Source organism: Staphylococcus sp. EG-SA-15 (genome assembly GCF_017151895.1).
Lineage (GTDB): Bacteria > Bacillota > Bacilli > Staphylococcales > Staphylococcaceae > Staphylococcus > Staphylococcus aureus.
This window is the reverse complement of sequence record NZ_JACVZN010000150.1, coordinates 1-247: the sequence shown is the minus strand read 5'-3', so window position 1 is coordinate 247 and position 247 is coordinate 1. Positions and strand designations below refer to the sequence as shown.

Below are 247 nucleotides of genomic sequence, written 5' to 3'. Positions count from 1 at the left end.
CGATTTACCAATTAACGGTAGATTTAGAGTTTGGAAAAGTTGGCGCTTCATTTTTGGGAAGCTTAATTTTAGGCTTAATGAGTCATACTATGAGTCGCAGATATAAACGACCGGTAATTATATTCATGTTGTAAGATTTTTTATATGTCTTACCTTTGATTTTACCATACAGTTGTTTGATACGTGTGTATAGGTAATATAGAATTTCAGAAACTAATATACCGAAAGCAATCGCACCTGAAATCAG

General features: G+C 32.8%; 1 pseudogene. It reads right to left on the bottom strand.

What is annotated here, in order from left to right:
• Positions 1 to 82 precede the first annotated feature (82 nt).
• A pseudogene (locus IDG64_RS15375) lies at positions 83 to 247 on the bottom strand (hypothetical protein); the annotation flags it as partial.